The sequence below is a fragment of the Pseudoalteromonas sp. SR41-1 genome (assembly GCF_014164015.1).
In the GTDB taxonomy this organism is placed as follows: Bacteria; Pseudomonadota; Gammaproteobacteria; order Enterobacterales; family Alteromonadaceae; genus Pseudoalteromonas; species Pseudoalteromonas distincta.
This window is the reverse complement of record NZ_JACJEK010000012.1, coordinates 86,247-102,855: the sequence shown is the minus strand read 5'-3', so window position 1 is coordinate 102,855 and position 16,609 is coordinate 86,247. Positions and strand designations below refer to the sequence as shown.

Below are 16,609 nucleotides of genomic sequence, written 5' to 3'. Positions count from 1 at the left end.
AGGCCCCTAAACTTACAAATGACAGGGTTGTTGTTGTGTTTGGCTCATTGTCTCCGTGAATAGTTATTGGTGTTAATTTTGTGTTCATTATCCTGATTTTCTGTTCGTGCTATTTGCTTTTGTTAATCCATTGTTTCTATTGATATATCCATGGTTAACCGCTATCGCATTTTGTTGGCAAGTTTATTTTTATTGTGTTATTAATTTGTTTCTCTTGTAGGTTAAGAGGTGTTATTTAATTTATATAAGTAATTTTTATGTGAATTTAAATAATGTAATACATAAAAAATAATAATTTAATTATCTAGGGATAAATCAAGATGAACCATAATTTTTCTAAGACATTTAAACGCTCATTTACTGCTGCAGCAGTTGCAATGACGTTAAGTGCGGCAATGCCTGCAATGGCAGATAACGTTAACGGCGCTATAAAAGGTAGCTTAACGGCTCAGTCAGGTGTTTCGCTAGCGGGTGCAACAATAACAATAACAGATGACACTAAAGGTTATTCAAAAACGCTTATTGCAGATTCTAACGGCGAGTTCGATCTAAAACAGGTACCGGTAGGCAAGTATAATATAGTAGTTTCACAAGCTGGTTTTGACCAAGCTCAAGTTAAAGATGTAGTAATAGGAGTTGGTAAAACAGCTCTTATTGAAATTCCACTAACTACAGGTAATATCGAAAGAATTGCAGTTGTCGGTGGTTCTATTCGTGCGATAGATGTTTCTGCATCAGAATCTTCACTCAATATTAGCTCTGAAGAACTAGAACTTTTACCTATATCTCGCTCTGTAACTTCAGTTGCATTGCTTGCGCCTGGCGCAACTGAAGGGGACAGTCGTTTTGGCGACCAAGCTTCATTTGGTGGTGCTTCTGTAGCTGAAAATGCTTATTACGTGAATGGTCTAAATATGACTAATTTCCGAAATGGTCTTGGTGGCGCAACAATCCCTTTCACCGCGTACGATAGCTTCCAAGTTAAGACGGGTGGTTATTCTGCAGAGTTTGGGCGTACTACCGGTGGATTAATCTCATCAGTTACTAAATCTGGTTCTAATGATTTTCACTTTGGTGTTGAAACGATTTATTCGTCTGACTCATTAAGTGAGCAAGCTCCTAATTCACTTTATAAACAAAATGATCGTTGTGAAGACGCTGATGGGCATTGTATTGGTGATTTATATGTTAATAACCAAGACGACTATGACAACTCATTTGAAACAAGTATTTATGCTTCAGGTGCGATAATTGAAGATACATTATTTTTCTATGGTATTTACACTGCAAGAGATAATGACTACGAATATGGTAATGCATCTCAAACAGATTTAACAGTTGAAAAAGATGATGACCCATATTACCTAGCACGCTTTGACTGGAATATTAACGAAGATCATCAACTAATGCTTTGGGGCTTTAGTGACAAACGCACTTATTCAGAAAAAACAATTTCAGATCCTCAAGGAAATGGTAATTATACTGTAGATGGTGGCACAGCTTATCATAAGCGAGGCGGAGAAAGTTTTGCAGTTCGCTATACTGGTAACCTTACAGATGATCTAAGTATGTCAGCAATGTTTGGCCAAGTTAAGTTTTCAGAAACTGATTACTCAGACTTCGATGATTGTCCTACAGGTTATGATGCCGATTTAGGTGAGGATACTACATGTTATGTAAACTTTACCGTTGGTGAAAATGAAGATAAACGCGAGCAATTGCGAGTTGACTTTGATTACTACCTAAACGATGAGCACACGTTAAGATTTGGCTATGATTCTGAAACTAATACAGCTGATTCAACAACACAAAACTCTGGTGGCGTTTACTACTATTATCGTACATATGAAGAAGGCGCAAGGCTGGCTAATGGTTATGTCTTACCTGAAGAAATGAAGACAACACGAGTACGCGATTATAAAAATGGCGGTTCGTTTGAAGTAGAAAACTGGGCTATTTATATTGAAGATCAATGGTCAGTTACTGAAGATTTAACATTAACATTAGGCCTCCGTAATGATAGCTTTACTAACTACAATGCAGATGGCGAAGAGTTTGTTTCTATTGATAACCAAATTGCTCCTCGTATAGGTGGTTCTTGGGATATTAATGGAGATGGCGATAGTAAGTTGTTCTTCACTGCTGGTCGTTATTATCTACCAGTAGCAGCTAATACAAATATTCGTTTAGCTGGTGCAGAAACGTATATCCAAACTTGGTACGCCTATGAAGGGTTAAATGCTGACGGTACCCCTGTTGGTTTAGGTACTCAGCTAGGTGATCCTGCTATTTCTAATGGTGGTGACGGTACTGCAAAACCATCAAATACCTTATCTGATAAAGATCTTGAACCTATGTATAACGATGAGTATATGATTGGTTATCAAGCAGCAATTAATGATGATTGGTCTTGGGGAGTCAAGGCTACTTACCGTGTTTTAGGTAATCAAATTGATGATGGTTCTTATATCTTTAGTGATGAAAATGGTGAATATTTAGGTGAAAACTGGTTCTTATTTAACCCTGGTAATGGCGCTACTTTCAATTTCGATCTTGATGGTGACGGCACCACTGAAGAATATAGCTTTAGTGCAGAAGAGTTAGGTTATCCGGATGCTAAGCGTAAATATGCATCAGTTGATTTAACATTAGAGAAAACATGGGATCAGGTTTGGTCTTTAAAAGCGCTATACACATGGTCTCACAACTATGGTAATACAGAAGGTTTTGTTAAATCTGATAATGGTCAAGATGATGCAGGTCTTACGCAAGATTGGGATTACCCTTATTTAATGGATGGTGCTAATGGTAATCTACCTGCAGATCGTCGTCATAACATTAAAATTTATGGTGCTTTTGCTGTTACAGAAGACTTCTTAATTGGTGCTAATGTTAATATCGCATCTGGACGTCCTTGGACTGCTTTAGGCCAAGGTTATACTCCAGACCCTGATAAATACGTATACGGTGATACTTACTACGTAGGTGACAAACGTTTCCCTCGTGGCAGCATGGGTACTACACCATGGACAGCACGCTTAGATCTTAACTTTACTTATAACCTTCGCTTTAACGATCAGAAAGTTCGTTTAGCTATGGATGTATTTAACGTATTTGATGCTTCTACTGAAACTCGTTACGACGAAGCTGCAGAAATAGCTGCTGGCGATGGAAATGCTACGTTTGGTTTAGCTCAGTCTTACCAGTCTCCTCGTAGAATTCAATTATCTGCGTCTTACGATTTTTAATAACTTGTTAGTATGAGTTAAAAGTTGTTTAATAAAAGCCTCGTTAGAGGCTTTTTTTATATCTAAATTTTGAATTTTTATGAGATATGAATAGATCAGAAAGAAAAGTGAAATGAATAGATAAAAATATACTGAATAAATTAGTGTCGTTGTAACTTCCAATTAAAACCGTTTATAAATTCTACTTTATTTTATCAGCCCGGCTCAGCTTGAACTTCTAGGAATGAGAATAGGAGGCAACAGGGTGCTTTGAACTTCTTCACCACGTATCAGTTTTAATAGGTTCTCTACTAACATTTGCCCAGCAATAGTGGTGTTTTGCTCTATTGTAGTTAGTGGTGGGTTTACATAACTTGCAATGGCTATATTATCAAAGCCGACTACCGCAACATCTTTCGGCACGTTAATATTTGCTTCTTTAAGTGCGCGTATAGCCCCAATAGCAATTAAGTCACTTGCAGCAAATAAGGCGTTAAATTTAATATTATTAGCAATTAGTGAGCGTGTTGCGTGATAGCCAGATTCTTCAGTAGAGATAGCATTAGCCATTTTACGCTCATTTATTTTAACGTTGTTAGCCAATAGCTCATCTTTAAAACCCTGAAAACGACTAAAAAATTCGGGGCTGTGATCAGAGGCGTCACCAATAAAAGCGCAATCAGTTCTGCTATGCGCAATAAAGTGCTCAGCGGCGAGCTTACCGCCACCGTAGTTATCACAACAAACAGTTAAATCGGGACGGTTATCTACCGTTGCACCCCAGCAAACAAACTTAGTGTTTTGTTCAAGTAAGGTGTTAAATTTTGGTTGGTAATCAATGTAATCGCCATACCCGAGTAAAATAATGCCATCAGCTCTGTGGCTGTCTTCGTAGTCTGCTTGCCAATCAGCACTGGCCGATTGAAATGAAACTAATAAATCGTAACCTTCTTTAGCGCAAGCACGGGTAATACTGCCAAGCATGGCTAAAAAGAAAGGATTTATTTGGGACTCGTCAGAAGTGGGATCTTCAAACAACAATAATGCAAGCGTACTACTTTGTTGAGTGCGAAGGTTACTCGCATTTTTATCAACTTTATAATTAAGCTTTTTGGCTATATCGAAAACACGCTTGCGTGTTTCTTCATTAACAAGGTGGCTGTTACGTAAAGCGCGAGATACAGTCGATTGAGATACCCCTGCATAGTGGGCAATATCAAATGAGGTAGCTTTACCTTTCATTGTTACAACTTAATTAAATTGATAAATAATTGTGTCATTTTCGTTTATTGATGAATAATTTCAAGCTTTTTGTGAATTAACGGATATTTTTATTGATAAACTCCTGACACCGGTGTCATAATGTCAGTGTTTTATCATTTTGTTGTCAAAACGTATTCGCTGTCTATATCTTTATAGGCAGCATTTTTTACTGTGATAGCTACTTTGAGGTGATAGCTCAAAGTATAAATAACAATGGTACACCATTGTAAAATAATAAGCATGAGTCGCTTAACAAAAGAGATAATACTATGAGCCCAAACGCTTCTGCCCAATTTGATCCCATCTTAGTTGCTGATGTCGGCGGCACTAATGCCCGCTTTGCTTTAATAACTGCTTTTAATGAACAGACTAACCAATTTATAATAGAGCACATTAATATTTTTCCTAGTGCCAATTTTGGTTCTCTTGAAAGTGCGCTCGAGCAATATTTACAAACAGTCCCACATATTGCACCCAAACGCGCATGTTTAGCCGTTGCAGGGCCAATAAAAGCCGGGCAAGTGCATTTAACCAATTTAGGTTGGCATTTTAGCGTCAGTGAATTTAAAACTCATTTTGATTTACAACAACTTGAAGTCATTAATGATTTTGCTGCCTTTGCTTACGCTGCCCCTTACTTAGATCCTAAACAAAATGTCATTGTTAAATCAGGTCAAGCTGATGATAACGCAAACATTGGTGTTATAGGTCCCGGTACTGGTTTTGGTGCCGCGTGCTTAGTTAGAACGTCTCAATCTACCGCAGTGCTAAGTTCAGAAGGGGGGCATATATCACTTGCACCTGTTAATGAACTCGATACTTTATTATTAAATGAGTTACGTAAAGATCATCCCCATGTTTCTATCGAAACAGTTTTTTCAGGTCCTGGCATAACGCATTTATACAAAGCAATGTCTGCGGTTAAGGGTGTAACAGCTAAAAATTTAGATGCCGCACAAATTAGCAGCCTTGCAAATAGTGGTGAATGTGATGTGTGTGATGCAACCTTAAACCAGTTTTGTGATTGGATTGGCAGTGTTGCCGGTGATTTAGCGGTTGTTTATGGCGCGTTAGGTGGATTATTTATTGGCGGTGGAATACTACCTCGTATGCAAGCGAGACTTCTTGAGAGTCGTTTTGTTGAACGATTTTCGCAAAAGGGTATTATGTCGCAGTACGCAGGACAAATCCCTGTAACACTCGTAACACAAGACAACATACCGCTTATTGGCGCTGCTGCGTGTTTACACAATAGCAAATAGGGCTTTGGTCTTACAGGTTGTATTTGGATAATGGACAGATGAAAAAAGTAACCATAAATAGTGTAGCAAGCCATGCAGGGGTTTCTAAAAAAACCGTCTCACGCGTGTTAAACAATGAGCCTAATGTAAGTGCCGCCACCCGAGAAAAGGTGCTTGCGGTATTTAAAGAGCTTGATTACACCCCAAATCCAATTGCACGAGGTCTTGCTCAAAATCGTAGCTTTATTATTGGCTGTTTATACGATAACCCAAGTAAAAGTTATATTACCCGAGTGCAAACGGGCGCCTTAGAAGCGTGTAAAGAAAACAACTATAATTTATTGATACACCCTTGTGAGTTTCGTGGTGAAGCACTTATAAATAATATTGAGCAATTACTACAAACTTCTCGATTAGATGGCATTGTGCTAACACCTCCTTTTGGTGACTTTGCTGAGCTTGCTTCTTTTTTAAAATCCAAAAAAATTCCTTATGCAAGGGTTGCTTCAGCTTTACTACAAGATGATTCAATTTCAGTGCGTAGTAATGACGAGCAAGGCGCATTTGAGATTACCGAGCATTTAATTAACCTCGGTCATAAGTCTATAGCCTTTATTAAAGGGCATCCAGATCACAGTGCCACGCAACAACGTTTTAAAGGTTACAGGCGTTCACTTGCAAGCCATGGTATAGAATTTGATGAGCGCTTAGTAGAGGAGGGTAACTTTAGTTATCACTCAGGTGTAGATAGTGCACGCAGCATATTAGATTTATCCCCTAGGCCAACCGCTGTATTTGCATCAAACGATTACATGGCGGCTGCCGTACTTAAATTAGCAACTCAGCGCCAATTAAAAGTGCCTGATGACATTTCAATAGCTGGGTTTGATAATGCGCCCATTGCACGTCATATTTGGCCCGGGTTAACAACGATAGCACAGCCCGTTGAAGAGATGACTAAACAAGCCGTAACGCAACTTATTTCACACATATCTCAACCACAAGAGCAGCCGTATCAGGTAACGCTTGAGTCGCGCTTGATTACACGCGAGTCTACCTCAGCAATAAAATAGTGAGTTTAAAACACTTTCACAGTAGCCCGAATATGAGTGACGTTTATTCGGGCTTTTTTTTACTCTGAACTTGCTAAAACATGCTTTGTGCCTAAAAATCAATTAGGTCATTATTCGGTCATGTTAAAATATTAAACTATTTTTGTTACCTAGGGTTGACACCGGTGTCATTGCTATGCGTTAATACAGTGACACCGGTGTCAGGGTTGTTGTGAGAGGCTCCCTGGTAGCGTACCTTTGAACGGGTAAATCAAAGATGCTCAGTACAGTTATTTACGTGGAGTCTGTAGTTGCTACTGAGCCTTTATCCTCTAACTAATAGAGATGAGTTAAATTATGTTACATCCTCGTATTCAAGAAGTTACCCAGCGCGTTATCGAACGCAGTAAAAATACCCGTCAAGATTATTTAGAACGTATTTCGCACGCAAAAAAACAAACAAGAGTTCGTGCCGGTTTAGGTTGCGGAAATATAGCCCATGTTATGGCTGCATGTAGCAGTGATGACAAAGCGCGCTTAAAGGCTGATGAGCAACCAAATCTTGCTATTATCAACTCATATAACGATATGTTATCGGCTCATGTGCCATACAAAGATTACCCAGATTTAATTAAAGACATTGCTACTAAATACGATGCTACAGCTCAAGTTGCTGGTGGCGTTCCTGCAATGTGTGATGGTGTTACGCAAGGGCGTGACGGCATGGAACTTTCACTTTTTTCTCGCGATGTAATTGCTATGTCTACAGCAATTTCTCTTTCGCACGATGTGTTTGATGGCGTTTTTTGTTTAGGCGTTTGTGACAAAATTGTTCCTGGTTTATTAATTGGTGCATTGTCGTTTGGTCATTTACCTGTGTTCTTTTTACCAGCAGGTCCAATGCAATCAGGTATTCCGAATAAAGAAAAAGCACGTATTCGCCAAAAGTTTGCACAAGGTTTAGTGAGCCGCGAAGACTTACTTGAAGCTGAAAGTGCGTCTTATCACAGCGCTGGTACGTGTACGTTCTACGGTACTGCCAATTCAAACCAAATGTTGATGGAAATAATGGGCTTACACCTTCCAGGTAGCTCGTTTATTAATCCTTACACTGAGCTTCGCGATGGCCTTACAGGTAATGCTGTAGAAACTATGCTTAAGCAGCTTACGGATGATAAAGAAAGCCCTTGTTTAGCCGATGTGATCAGCGAAAAAACGATTATAAATGGTTTAGTGGGTCTGCTTTCTACAGGTGGTTCTACTAACCATGCAATCCATATTGTTGCGATAGCAAAAGCTGCCGGCATTCAGGTTACGTGGAAAGATATGTCTGACTTATCAGAAGTTGTACCACTTCTTACACGTATTTACCCTAACGGCTCAGCTGATGTAAACCACTTTCAAGCAGCAGGCGGTATGGGTTTCTTAATGCGAGAACTAGCAAGCGCTGGTTACTTACATACAGACGTTAAAACAATGCTTGGCGATGGTTTAGCACCATACATGACAGAGCCTCGTTTGGATAAAGACGATAGCTTGATCATGAGCGACTCAACTGGCCCAACTAAAGTTAAATGGGTAGATTGCCCAGCAAACTCGCACGATGAAGAAGTACTTCGCCCAGTGAGTAACCCATTTAGTAAGCAAGGTGGTCTGCAACTTCTAACTGGCAACTTAGGTAAAGCTGTTATCAAAGTGTCAGCTGTTGCTGAAGAACATCAAACCGTTACTGCTCCTGCAAAAGTATTTAGTTCACAAAGTGCTCTGCAAGATGCATACACTCGTGGCGAATTAAACCAAGACTTTATTGCCGTGCTAAAAGAGCAAGGCCCTAAAGCGAAAGGTATGCCAGAGCTACACAAGTTAACGCCAGTAATGGCAACGCTTCAAGATGAAGGCTTTAAAGTAGCCATTGTTACTGACGGTCGTATGTCGGGTGCATCAGGTAAAGTACCTGCTGCTATTCACTTAGCACCAGAGGCAGTAGAAGGCGGCATTATTGCTAAAATCCGAGAAGGCGATTTAGTGACGCTTGATGCGCCAAACGGAATATTAAAAGTACACGTTAGCGACGAAGAACTTGCTAAGCGTGAAGCAGAGCTTAGCCTGCCAAGTGCAACATTTGGTACAGGTCGTGAATTATTTACTGGATTTAGAAATATCGTAAGCAGTGCCGATTTAGGCGCGAGTGCTTTTGGACTTGAATAAATATTAGCCATACTGGGTAATGAGGAACAAGTAATGAGTATTGAAAAAATCTTAGCATCGGCACCCGTAGTGCCAGTGGTTGTAATCGAAAAATTAGAAGATGCAGCACCACTTGCAAGAGCTTTATACAACGGTGGCTTAAAAGCCTTAGAAATAACACTACGTACACCCATTGCTGCAGAAGCTGTAAAGCTAATGAAAGCAGAAGTACCTGAAGCCTATGTAGGTACTGGTACGGTAGTAGATAAGGCAAGTTTTGATCTTTCGGTTGCTGCTGGTGCAGATTTTATGGTGAGTCCAGGTGTGAGCGATGAGCTTATTGCTTTAGCTAAAACATCAGATATACCATTTTTACCAGGCGCTGCAACTGCAAGTGAAGTTATGCAACTTGCGTCGCATGGTTTTAAGTATTTAAAATTCTTCCCAGCAGAAGCTGCAGGCGGAACAGCTATGCTTAAATCAATCGGTGGCCCATTACCACATATTACTTTTTGCCCAACTGGCGGCATTAGCCTAGCAACTGCTCCTAATTATTTAGCGCTTAACAACGTTATTTGTGTTGGTGGTACGTGGATGCTAGATAAACAACTAATTGAAAATAAAGACTGGCAAGCAATTGAAGCGCTTGCTCGCCAAGCAAGTGAACTTAAATAGGAGTCTAAAATGATTAATGTAGCAATTAACGGGTACGGCCGTATCGGTAGAAATGTTTTACGTGCACTTTATGAGTCAGCTCAAAACAGCGAAATTAAAATTGTAGCAATTAACGATTTAGCACCAGCTAACGTAAATGCACATTTAACGCAATATGACTCTGTTCATGGTCAATTTTCAAAAAAAGTAACACTTGAAAATAACACTATGCTAATTGGGGATGACGTAATTACGTTAACGCAAGAGCGTGACCCTGCAAACTTACCGTGGAAAGAGCTAAACGTAGATATCGTTTTAGAATGTACTGGTTTTTTCACTAAACGTGATGACGCCGCTAAGCACATTACTGCAGGCGCTAAAAAAGTAATCGTATCTGCTCCAGGTACTGGTTTAGATGCAACAGTAGTGCATGGTGTAAACAGCGACGTAATTAATGCTGACAGCAATATCATTTCTAACGCTTCTTGTACTACTAACTGTTTAGCGCCAATTGCAAAAGCAATTAACGACACAGTAGGTATTGAGCAAGGTAGCATGACGACTATTCACGCTTACACCAACGATCAAAACTTATCTGACGTTTACCACCCAGATTTATACCGTGCGCGTAGTGCAACTCAATCTATGATCCCAACTAAAACAGGTGCTGCGGCAGCTGTTGGTTTAGTATTACCAGAACTTGCTGGTAAATTAGATGGTATGTCGGTACGTGTACCTACAATCAATGTTTCTTTAGTTGATTTTACGTTTATCACTAAGCGTGATACGACTGCAGAAGAAATCAATGCAATCATGAAAGAAGCATCAACGGGTTCAATGAAGAGTATTTTAGAATATAACGAGCTTCCGCTTGTTTCTATCGACTTTAACCATAACCCAGCGTCGTCTATCTTTGATGCAACGCAAACTAAAGCCAATGGCAAACTAGTTAAAGTAATGGCTTGGTACGACAATGAGTGGGGTTTCTCAAACCGCATGTTAGACCAAGTTAAAGCATTAGGTCAGTACTTATAATTGACCTTGTAAAAGTTTAGCTTTATCCAACCAAGCCACGCATTGCGTGGCTTTTTTGCGTTTAGTTTATCTGTATATTTGCAATTCAAAATTAGAAGGGAACTATTTGTATTTTTTATACCCTAAATTTTGTTAATATGTGGGTGTGTAAATCAATGGAATTTCGTTGTATTTAATCAACTCAACGACGCAAGGAATAATAAAAATGATCAGAGCTCTATCGCGAAAAGTATTTCGCACAAATCATCTTCAGATAGGTGAGGGCAACATAAGTGGCTACATAGCCTGCTTTTTAGCAATACTGAGTTGCTTAGGCGTATTAGCGTTTCACTTTCCTGAATATTTAACCACACCAGAGCTGAGAAAAAGCTACAGCGTCGACTTTTTACGTCAGCTTATGTTTGCATCATTATTGGTCTCGGGCAGTTTAGGATTACTTAACTTTCTACGTAATACCAATAAGCGTTTAGGGGCTACAGCGTGGTTTTTTATTTTACTCGCTATTATGTTTGGCGGACCAAACGTTGAAGTAAACGAATTTGCTTCTGATACACCTTATATAGGGCTTGATTGGTTTATTTTAGATTTACTCGGCTCAACACTTATATTTATTGTGATTGAAAAGTTATTACCTCATCGTAAAGATCAAAAAATATTACGTAGCGAATGGCGAGGCGATTTAAACCACTTTTTTGTAAATCATTTAATTATTGGTTTTGTATTACTCGTTACTAACCACTTTGTGCATTATGGCTTTGGCTGGGCTGTATCATCTACAGTACAAGGTTATATAGAGCAAACACCCTTTATAGTGCAGTTGTTTTTAATAATACTCGTGGCTGATTTAATGCAGTATTGGGTGCATCGTGCCTATCACGAAGTCCCTTTATTATGGCGCTTTCATGGCGTACATCACAGTGCTAAAGAAATGGATTGGTTAGCGGGCTCTCGCCAGCATATTCTTGAAATACTCGTAACGCGCAGCTTAGTGCTCACGCCTATATTTGTACTTGGTTTTTCACAGCAAATAATTAGTTTGTACGTAATAATTGTGGGTTTGCAGGCTGTGTTTAACCATGCAAATGTGCGTGTGAAATTTGGTTGGCTAAAATATTTTATGGTTACACCGCAGTTTCACCATTGGCATCATGCGTCAGATAAAGCCGCGATTGACCGAAATTACGCTGCACATTTTTCGTTTTTAGATTATGTGTTTGGTACTGCTGTTAAAGGCCAAAAAGAGTGGCCACAAGCGTATGGTGTAGTCGGGGATTACATGCCCGTAGGTATGCTTAAACAACAGGTTTACCCGTTTAAGCGCACTAAATAAGTACGGAAAATCCGAATAAACATAAAATAAAAGCGAGTAAGATGTTACATTTTGCTCGCTTATATTATTAATATTAAATTTATTTTAGCTCTGCTAATAACTCAGTAAATGTAGGTCTTTGATTTAATGTAGGTTGCATGGCACATTTTGCCATATTGGACATTTTAACAAAGAGCTCACATTGTTTATCATCGCCAGTTACCGTGCCTATTAAGTCTTCAATTAAACACCCTAATGCACGTACTTCAATTAACTCGATTTGCTTTTGTTGATAATCACTTAACATGGCTAAGTTTGTGGCTGCACCAAAATCACCAAATAATACATCAGCATCTTTGTTTATCATGGTGTTATGCGCATACACGTCGCCATGGCTTACTTTACAAATATGCAAGTGATGTAAGGTACTTACCATTTGCTGTGCAATTTTTAAAATAGCGTGAGTTGAGTAATGGCAATCATCATTAAAGGTATCACGAGTACAGGTTTCAAGGCTTGGAGGCAGGCCTAAATTAGCAAAGCTTTTATCTATTAGCTCCATTACTAAACCTAGCTGATCACTTTGCTCAATGTAGGCAAGTACTTGAATTAAATTAGCGTGATCGCCTGCTTGTAAGCAGCAATTTACTTCATCAAGCGGGTAGCCGTCGCTGGTAATTGCGCCTTTAAATAATTTAATCGCTACAGCACTTTCAATAGCTTGTGCTAAATGAATAACGCCCGATGCACCTTGGCCAATAACATGACTAAGTGTGTAATCGTTAAGAGACTTATTTTCTAAGCAGCTTTTTGTAAGGCACTGGGCTTTATTAAAATCGTTACCGGCAAACGCAAGCCAAGCAAGTTTAGGCAATTCAAACAGCCAGTCGTCTACGTGTGTTAAGTTATTAGCAGAGAGCCTAACAAGCTCAAGGTTTTTACACTGCGCCATGCTACTTGGCAGTTGCTTAAGTTGATTGCCTGCAAGCGCAAGCTTTTCAAGCTGGGTATAATTACCGAAATCTTCAGGCAATTCGCTTAACGTATTATCGGTGAGTATTAGCCACTCAATATTTTTTGGCAGGCTGTTTAAAGCAAATTCAGAAATTTGGTTACCTTTAAACGCGACCATAATTAAAGCAGGGCATTTAGCGAGCACTTTAGGAATATGCTTAAACTGATTAAACGATAAAAACACACGCTTCAGGTTTGTTAAACAGGCAAATTCATCAGGTAGTGTTGATAAGTTATTATTTGATAAATCGAGAACTTCAAGCGTGTCAGCTAAGCTAAAGATTTCTTCAGGAAATGTCGTTAGCTCTTCTACCAATTGCAGGCGAGTAGCACCAACAAGTTTGCCACTTTTAAGCTCTTTAAGGGAGTTCATATTAATACCATGTTCTAAAAATGAAAAAGCCAACATAGCTGTTGGCTTAAAGTCGTTCTAACTTACTAAATCGCTCTTTAGAATTGCGCGTTATGGTAAACGTTTTGTACGTCGTCGCAATCTTCTAACATTGCTAAAAAGCGTTCCATAACTTCAACGTCTTCGCCTTCAATCGGCGTTTCAATTTGTGGCACAAAGCTAATTAGGTCTTCGTCAAATTCAGTCACGCCCATTTCTTCAAGCGCTGTACGTGTGTTGTTGTACTCTGTATGAGGAGCAAAAACAGTAACTTTACCGTCATCTACTTCTACGTCAGTTACATCAACATCAGCCATCATAAGAGCTTCAAGTACTGCTTCGTCGTCATCACCGTCAAATACAAAAATAGCAAGGTGATCAAATAAATGTGAAACAGAGTTTTGAGCGCCAATTTTAGCATTTGCTTTGGTAAAACAAACACGTACATCAGCAAAGGTACGCTTGTTGTTGTCTGTTAAACAGTCAACAATAATCATACAGTTACCAGGGCCGTAACCTTCGTAACGTGTTGCTGCGTAGTCTTCACCGCCGCCGCCTTTTGCTTTGTCTATTGCGCGGTCAATAACGTGTGCTGGTACTTGGTCTTTTTTAGCGCGTTCAATTAAACGACGTAATGATAAGTTACCATCTGGATCTACACCGCCGTTTTTTGCACAAATATAAATTTCTTTGCCGTACTTAGAATAAACTTTAGTTTTAGCACCCGCAGTCTTAGCCATTGAATCTTTTTTGTTTTGGTAAGCTCTTCCCATCTGCGTTTCGCCTTAATATATGTAAATAATAGAATAAAATTATAATGCGTATTCTAAAGGTAAATGCATTCAAGGGCTAGTAAGTATTAAAACAGATTAAATCGGTAACGTTTAAAAGCCATGTAAACTGTATTTTATTAATGGGATCATCGAGGGTTCTAGACGTTGGAATTATATCTATTATGTGTAAATTTAATTCAATAAAAAAGCAACCTGTATAACAGGTTGCCTTACTAAGTAATAAAAAGTAAGTGTTACTTACCAAATACGTACACGCTCATCTTCAGGAAGGTATAACGCATCGCCTGGTTTTACATCAAACGCTTTGTACCATGCATCATGGTTACGCGGCGCTTGTGCTCTAAAGCGACCTGGGGCATGTGTGCCACCACGCAGTTGGTTAAGCATGCTTTGCTCAGTACGTTTTTCTTTCCATACTTGTGCCCACGCAAGGAAGAAACGCTGATCGCCAGTAACGCCGTCAATAACAGGCGCTTCTTTACCATTTAAACTGAGCTTGTACGCGTGATAAGCCATTGATAGCCCACCTACATCACCAATGTTTTCGCCAAGGCTATTTCGACCATTAACAAAATTACCTTCGATTGGCTCGTATTTACTGTACTGCGCAGCCAGTTGATCGGCTTTTTTGTCAAATGCAGCGCGGTCAGCATCAGTCCACCAGTTACGTTGTACACCGTTTTCGTCAGATTTTGAACCTTGATCGTCAAACCCATGACCCATTTCATGACCAATTACAGCGCCAATACCGCCATAGTTTACAGCCGGATCGGCATTTGGATCGAAAAACGGCGGTTGTAGTATCGCAGCCGGAAATACAATTTCATTAAACGAGCTATTGTAGTAAGCGTTTACGCGTTGTGGCGTCATGCCCCAGCGGCTACGGTCTGTTTTTTGTAGCTCTTTTTCAACACTTTCTGCGTGGAAAAACTCACGCATGTTTTTCACATTACCGATTAAATCGTTTTTAGTAATGCTTAAACCATCATAAGACTGCCAAACATCGGGATAACCAATTTTTGGTACAAATGCAGCCAGTTTAGCGCGCGCATTTACTTTAGTTTCATCGCCCATCCACTCTAGGTTATCAATACGTTCACCAAGAGCTGTACGTAGGTTTTCAACCAGCTCAGACATTTGTTGTTTTGACGACTCAGGGAAGTAACGCGCTACGTATATCTTACCAATAGCAAAACCAAGCGAACTTGTGCCTGACATTTCACTTATTGCACGTTTCCAACGAGGGCGAGGCTCTTGCTGTCCGTTTAGTTCTTTACCAAAAAAAGCAAAGTTAGTATTAAATACGTCCTCTGATAGTAAACCTGCGTTACCGCTAATAGCGTGATACGTTAGGTAGTCTTTCCATACTGCAATATCTTCTTGATTGATTAGCTCAATCATCGCTTTTATTGGCTCAGGCTGAGATACATTTAACTGAGGTACTTTATAACCTGTTTGCGCAAAGTATAAATCCCAGTTAAAGCCAGGATAAGCAGTGCTTAAATCGTCACGTTCAACTTGGTTTAGGGTTAAATCGCGATTACGGCGCTTTTCACGAGGCCAGTGTCCTTGTGCAATTTTGGTTTCAAGGTCAAGAATAGCTTGAGCGCGCTCAGTTGCATTTTCAGTGCCTGCAAACTCAAGCATGTCAGCAATGTGAGCAACATAAGCTGTACGGGTTTTTACAAAGCGCTCAGCGTCTTCAAGGTAGTAAGAACGATCTGGTAAACCTAAACCACCAGCACCTAGTGACATTTCATATTTATTAGGGTCTAGGCGATTAAACCACATACCGCCGCCAAAAGGGGCTTTATTACCGGTTAACCAAGACTTACCAAACATCTCAGCTAAATCGTCAGTTGACGCTATATCACTAATTTCACTTAACAATGGCTTAATAGGCGCTACACCGAGTTTATTAAGTGTTTCGGTATCCATATACGCATTGTAAAAATCAGCAACGAGTTTTTCTTCTGCGTTTAAATCTTTACGTGCGGCTATTTCTTCAATAATAGCTTTAACATCGCCTTCGCTGCGCTCAGCTAATCCAGAAAATGCACCATAGCGGGTTTTATCTGCAGGCATTTCGTAGTTGTCATACCACGTGCCGCTGGCATACATAAAAAAGTCATCGCCTGGTTTCACGGCTTCGTTGCGAGCTGTTAGATCAACACCAAAACTACCTAACTCTGCTTTTTCTGTCACTGTGGCTGTAGTTACTTTAGGTTGTTGCTCGTCTATTTTTGTTGTTTGCGGCTCTGAACAACCTGTAATAAATGTGGCAGCTAATGCTGCGGCAATTAAACTCTTTTTCATTACTTACTCCTGAGTATCACTGATTGAATTAAAGCAGCAGTGAATCATTTTTATTGTTACGAATATTTAACTTATCGATTGTTATTGATATTAATCAGACAAACAAATCTTTTGAGGTGAATCACC

Annotated in this window: 11 protein-coding genes; 7 read left to right on the top strand and 4 right to left on the bottom strand. The window is 39.6% G+C overall.

Going from position 1 to position 16,609, the window contains the following annotated elements; genetic code table 11:
* Positions 1–320 precede the first annotated feature (320 nt).
* The gene (locus H5118_RS12170) at positions 321–3,248 is read left to right on the top strand and encodes a TonB-dependent receptor (RefSeq protein ID WP_182694052.1); all 2,928 of its coding nucleotides are present in this window, start codon (positions 321–323) and stop codon (positions 3,246–3,248) included.
* Between the two features lie 204 nt (positions 3,249–3,452).
* On the opposite strand, the gene H5118_RS12165 is transcribed toward H5118_RS12170, so the two are convergent.
* Positions 3,453–4,469 carry a LacI family DNA-binding transcriptional regulator gene (locus tag H5118_RS12165; RefSeq protein ID WP_024603984.1) on the bottom strand — a complete coding sequence of 339 codons (1,017 nt, stop codon included), beginning with the start codon at positions 4,467–4,469 and terminating at the stop codon, positions 3,453–3,455.
* Positions 4,470–4,759: 290 nt separating this feature from the next.
* Between H5118_RS12165 and glk the strand changes: the two genes are divergently transcribed.
* The 6 genes from glk to H5118_RS12135 all read left to right on the top strand — a co-directional run bounded on the left by glk (position 4,760) and on the right by H5118_RS12135 (position 11,989).
* Positions 4,760–5,752: a glucokinase gene (gene glk, locus H5118_RS12160; RefSeq protein WP_002959751.1), complete on the top strand. Its 993-nt coding sequence runs from the start codon at positions 4,760–4,762 to the stop codon at positions 5,750–5,752.
* Between the two features lie 38 nt (positions 5,753–5,790).
* Positions 5,791–6,804, top strand: coding sequence for a LacI family DNA-binding transcriptional regulator (locus H5118_RS12155; protein ID WP_182748975.1), 1,014 nt, complete (start codon positions 5,791–5,793; stop codon positions 6,802–6,804).
* 336 nt (positions 6,805–7,140) lie between these two features.
* Complete coding sequence (gene edd, locus H5118_RS12150; protein WP_039489891.1) at positions 7,141–8,991, top strand: phosphogluconate dehydratase; 1,851 nt, start codon at positions 7,141–7,143, stop codon at positions 8,989–8,991.
* 33 nt (positions 8,992–9,024) lie between these two features.
* Positions 9,025–9,645, top strand: a complete 621-nt coding sequence (gene eda, locus H5118_RS12145) for a bifunctional 4-hydroxy-2-oxoglutarate aldolase/2-dehydro-3-deoxy-phosphogluconate aldolase (RefSeq protein WP_002959756.1) — start codon at positions 9,025–9,027, stop codon at positions 9,643–9,645.
* A gap of 9 nt (positions 9,646–9,654) precedes the next feature.
* On the top strand, positions 9,655–10,659 hold the full coding sequence (gene gap, locus H5118_RS12140) for a type I glyceraldehyde-3-phosphate dehydrogenase (RefSeq protein ID WP_002959757.1): 1,005 nt from the start codon (positions 9,655–9,657) through the stop codon (positions 10,657–10,659).
* Positions 10,660–10,864: 205 nt separating this feature from the next.
* Entirely contained in the window at positions 10,865–11,989 is a 1,125-nt protein-coding gene (locus H5118_RS12135; RefSeq protein WP_182748973.1) for a sterol desaturase family protein, read from the top strand.
* A 79-nt stretch (positions 11,990–12,068) separates the two neighbouring features.
* Here the strand turns inward: H5118_RS12135 and H5118_RS12130 are convergent, their stop codons facing one another.
* The 3 genes from H5118_RS12130 to H5118_RS12120 form a co-directional block, all read right to left on the bottom strand.
* Positions 12,069–13,391: a leucine-rich repeat-containing protein kinase family protein gene (locus H5118_RS12130; protein WP_409074712.1), complete on the bottom strand. Its 1,323-nt coding sequence runs from the start codon at positions 13,389–13,391 to the stop codon at positions 12,069–12,071.
* 41 nt (positions 13,392–13,432) lie between these two features.
* The gene (locus tag H5118_RS12125) at positions 13,433–14,146 is read right to left on the bottom strand and encodes a YebC/PmpR family DNA-binding transcriptional regulator (RefSeq protein WP_002959761.1); all 714 of its coding nucleotides are present in this window, start codon (positions 14,144–14,146) and stop codon (positions 13,433–13,435) included.
* Positions 14,147–14,404: 258 nt separating this feature from the next.
* Positions 14,405–16,483 carry a M13 family metallopeptidase gene (locus H5118_RS12120; protein ID WP_182748969.1) on the bottom strand — a complete coding sequence of 693 codons (2,079 nt, stop codon included), beginning with the start codon at positions 16,481–16,483 and terminating at the stop codon, positions 14,405–14,407.
* Positions 16,484–16,609 lie beyond the last annotated feature (126 nt).

Coding starts and splice junctions, on each gene's coding strand:
- H5118_RS12170 (WP_182694052.1), top strand. CDS start 321: ATGAACCATAATTTTTCTAAGACATTTAAACGCTCATTTACTGCTGCA.
- H5118_RS12165 (WP_024603984.1), bottom strand. CDS start 4,469: ATGAAAGGTAAAGCTACCTCATTTGATATTGCCCACTATGCAGGGGTA.
- glk (WP_002959751.1), top strand. CDS start 4,760: ATGAGCCCAAACGCTTCTGCCCAATTTGATCCCATCTTAGTTGCTGAT.
- H5118_RS12155 (WP_182748975.1), top strand. CDS start 5,791: ATGAAAAAAGTAACCATAAATAGTGTAGCAAGCCATGCAGGGGTTTCT.
- edd (WP_039489891.1), top strand. CDS start 7,141: ATGTTACATCCTCGTATTCAAGAAGTTACCCAGCGCGTTATCGAACGC.
- eda (WP_002959756.1), top strand. CDS start 9,025: ATGAGTATTGAAAAAATCTTAGCATCGGCACCCGTAGTGCCAGTGGTT.
- gap (WP_002959757.1), top strand. CDS start 9,655: ATGATTAATGTAGCAATTAACGGGTACGGCCGTATCGGTAGAAATGTT.
- H5118_RS12135 (WP_182748973.1), top strand. CDS start 10,865: ATGATCAGAGCTCTATCGCGAAAAGTATTTCGCACAAATCATCTTCAG.
- H5118_RS12130 (WP_409074712.1), bottom strand. CDS start 13,391: ATGTTGGCTTTTTCATTTTTAGAACATGGTATTAATATGAACTCCCTT.
- H5118_RS12125 (WP_002959761.1), bottom strand. CDS start 14,146: ATGGGAAGAGCTTACCAAAACAAAAAAGATTCAATGGCTAAGACTGCG.
- H5118_RS12120 (WP_182748969.1), bottom strand. CDS start 16,483: ATGAAAAAGAGTTTAATTGCCGCAGCATTAGCTGCCACATTTATTACA.